3 protein-coding genes and 1 pseudogene are annotated in these 3,429 nt (G+C 61.8%); all 4 read left to right on the top strand.

The genetic code is table 11. The features are described 5' to 3' along the window. Positions 1 to 710: class I SAM-dependent methyltransferase (locus PI86_RS15320; protein ID WP_039324208.1), on the top strand; the 710-nt coding region annotated here is incomplete at its 5' end. A gap of 12 nt (positions 711 to 722) precedes the next feature. After that, entirely contained in the window at positions 723 to 1,130 is a 408-nt protein-coding gene (locus PI86_RS15315) for a GtrA family protein (RefSeq protein WP_039324205.1), read from the top strand. Beyond that, the gene (locus PI86_RS15310) at positions 1,127 to 2,371 is read left to right on the top strand and encodes a glycosyltransferase family 4 protein (RefSeq protein ID WP_052319466.1); all 1,245 of its coding nucleotides are present in this window, start codon (positions 1,127 to 1,129) and stop codon (positions 2,369 to 2,371) included. Before PI86_RS15315 ends, PI86_RS15310 begins: the two co-directional genes overlap by 4 nt. Positions 2,372 to 2,374: 3 nt before the next feature. Next, positions 2,375 to 3,429 (top strand): annotated as a pseudogene (locus tag PI86_RS15305) (hypothetical protein); the annotation flags it as partial.

The raw sequence follows: 3,429 nt of genomic DNA, 5'->3' as shown, positions 1-3,429 counted from the left end.
ACCTCGGCTGCGGCGACGGCAAGCTGATGAAGACCATCACGGATCACGTCGGCCGGCGCGAACTGGTGGGCGTCGACATCGATCCGCTCGAAACCGGTCAGGCAAGCGCGCTCGGGCTCTACGACACGATTCATACGACCTCGGGCGGTCGCATTCCCGAGCCGGAAGACTCGTTCGATTTCGTGTTTTCCAACTCGGTCCTCGAGCATATCGACACCATCGGCGACGTGCTCGATGAAGTCTCCCGCATCCTCAAGCCGGGCGGCAAATTCGTGTTCACGGTGCCGAGCAAATATTTCCACGCGTGCCTGACGGGTCCGTGGCTGCCAGCGACGAGCCGCTCCGCCTACCTGGACGAAATCGATCGTCGCTGCGCGCACAAGCGGTACTGGGGCATCGAGCTCTGGGAACAGGAACTCGCCCGCAGGGGGCTGAAGGTTAGCGACCACGTCGAGTACCTGACCGTAAGCGAGGTACGGCGTTGGGAAAACATTTCCAGACTGACTGCGGGCATTCTTTATCTGGCGTTCGGCAAGCGCCGTCAGCCGATCGACATTCAGCGCAGTCTCGGCTTGCGCAAGTCGAAGTCTTCCGTTCCGAATGCGCTTGCGGTCATGGCCAGCAAGATGCTGGCGATCGGTCTGAACCGATCCTCACCATCGACAGGCCCCTTCGGTTGCGTGCTCGTCGAATCCGTCAAGGTTGCGTGAGCAACTAGAGCGATGCCTCCGCAACCGGCCTCTCGCGTTCCGCCCCTACCCGGAAAGTTTCTACGCTTCGTCCTGGTCGGGGGCATCTGTACGCTGCTGAACCTGTCCGTGCTCTGGTTCGTGACCACCCGCCTCGGGTGGCATTACCTGATTGCCGCCACTATCTCGTTCTTCACGGTCAACGGGGTGGGTTTCGTTTTCAACAAGTACTTTACCTTTACGAAAATATCGCACCCGAACTTCCGCGAGATCCGGCGGTACTACTTCGTGATGTCGATCTCCCTTGCGTTGAATCTGGGCATCATGTTCATCATGGTCGACGTGCTAGGCATCAATTACCTGCTCTCCAGTGTTGCGATCACCCTGCTGTTCATGATGTTCAATTTCCTCGCTCATCTCGGCTGGACCTTTGCGCCGTGACACACGACCTGCCGCCGGAAGACGACGTGACCGCCCAGACGCTCGCCCCCGTGCGCGTCGACGCCGCATCACTGTCCCGGGACACCGCACAACGCATGCGCATCGTCCTGATTACCCATTTTTTCCCCGCCCACCGCGGCGGCGTAGAACTCGTCGCGGGCCATCTTGCCGAGACGCTCGTGCGGAACGCAGCGGCCGTCATCGAATGGTTCGCGAGCGATTGCGACCCGGCCCCGGTCATCGAAGGCATCACGTGTGTCAGCGTACCGGCCTGGAATCCCCTCGAGCGCCGCTGGCACCTCCCGTATCCGTTCTGGTCACCGTTGCGCCTGAAGGCTCTGTGGAATGCGGTCCGGCGAGCCGATCTCGTGCACATTCACGATTACATTTACGTCGGCAGCATCGCTACGTTCGCGATTGCGAAAATCCAGCGCAAGCCGATCCTGATCACCCAGCATGTCGGCGCAGTTCCGTTTCGCAACATGATGGTTCGCCGCCTTCTCGCGTTGGCAAACATGACGCTCGGCAGGGCGATGCTCGAGTACGCCGATGGCGCAGCCTTCGTCAGCAGCGTCGTCAGGCAATTCTTCCTGCCCGGCGAAACATCCGAACGACGGGGCTGCCTGATTCAAAACGGACTCGACCGCTCGACCTTCTTTCCGGTCGCCGATGCCGAACGAGACAGGCTGCGCGCCGGCCTGAACATTCCGGCCGGCCGCACATGCTTTCTCTTCGTTGGCCGCTTCGTCGAGAAGAAGGGACTCGATCTGCTAGAACGCCTGACGGAATCGCTCCCCGACGTGATCTGGATATTTGCCGGCAAAGGGGAAATGGACCCCGAAAAATGGGCAAGAAGCAATGTCCGGATTTTCCGCGACCGTTCCGGTTCGACGCTTGCCGAGCTCTATCGCGCGGCCGACCTGCTCGTCTTGCCCAGCGCAGGGGAAGGCTTTCCGCTTGTCGTGCAGGAATCCATGGCCTGCGGCACGCCCGCCATCGTCGGCCGCGATACCGCATCGGCGCTGCCGGGCGTCGAACAGATGCTGTTCTCCGAAACCGTGACGGCCGGCGACGCGCTGCCGGCGTGGCATCGCCGCCTGACGACACTCGCCGCCGATCCCCCCGTGCTCGCACGACGGCGCAGTGAGGTCGCGGATTGGGCCGCCACTCATTGGTCATGGGATCGTTGCGCGAACACCTATCGAGACTTGATCCTGACAATACTCGAGCAACAGAGGTGATTCATGGCGAGCGCTGAAAAATCCATGTCTCGAGTCCAAAGCCCCTCGTCCGCCGCAGTGCGGCTGATCGTGCGGACCGGCATCGGAGGATGTATCTGCGCGCTGCTGCTCGCAGCGGATGCACCTTTGAATATCTTTTCGCCGTTCTTCTCGTATCTGCTCAAAACCTACGATCGTCCGGCCGCGCACCTGAGCCTGCTGGTGCTGCTCATCGCCGTCGCCATATCCCCGCTCTGTCATCGCGTGTCCGCCGTCGCCGCCGCATGCGGCCGCCATCCATGGAGACTCGCTGCGTTGACCGCCGTCACGTTCGCGTTCGGTGCGCGTTTCATCTATCACGCGCATCCCTTGTCAACAGACGAATACGCGGTGTGGTTCCAGGGCCGCGTCTTCGCGAACGGCGCGCTGACCGGACAGTTTCCGCCCGATTGGCTGAATCGCCTCATCTACCCGAGGTTCCAGAACTACCTGCTCGTCGTGTCCCGCACCACGGGTCAGGTAGCCTCTGCCTATTGGCCCGGCTTCGCACTCTTGCTGGCTGCCTTCAACCGGATCGGAGCCGACTGGCTGTGCAACCCGGTGCTATCAGCTCTCACGCTGGTCGCCACCGCGCGCACCTGCCGACTCGTCTTTCCGAACGAGGACGCAGTGGCTGGCTGGGCGATGCTGTTCACGCTGGCGTCCCCGGTCTTTGCGGCCTCGGGCATTTCCTACTTCGCGATGACGGGCTTGCTGCTCGCGAACCTCGCATTCGTTTGGGGATTTCTCCGGCCGACTCCGCGTCAGCTTTTCTTCAGCGGCGTGATGGGCTCGATCGCGCTGACCTTCCACAATCCGTTGCCCCACGTGCTCTTTGCGTTCCCGTGGCTGGTCTGGTTTCTGTTTCAGCGCCCGTCCTGGCGACAGATGCTGACGCTGATCGCGGGATACGCGCCTCTCACGCTGCTGCTGGGCATCGGCTGGGTATTGTTCAAGGCGCATATCGCGACCGACATCGTCAATCACGCGGCTCATCTGCCATCGCAAGGCGCCCTCGACTGGATCGCGTCGGCCTTCAC

The organism is Burkholderia sp. A9, from assembly GCF_000801975.1.
This window is presented reverse-complemented; position numbering and strand designations above follow the sequence as displayed.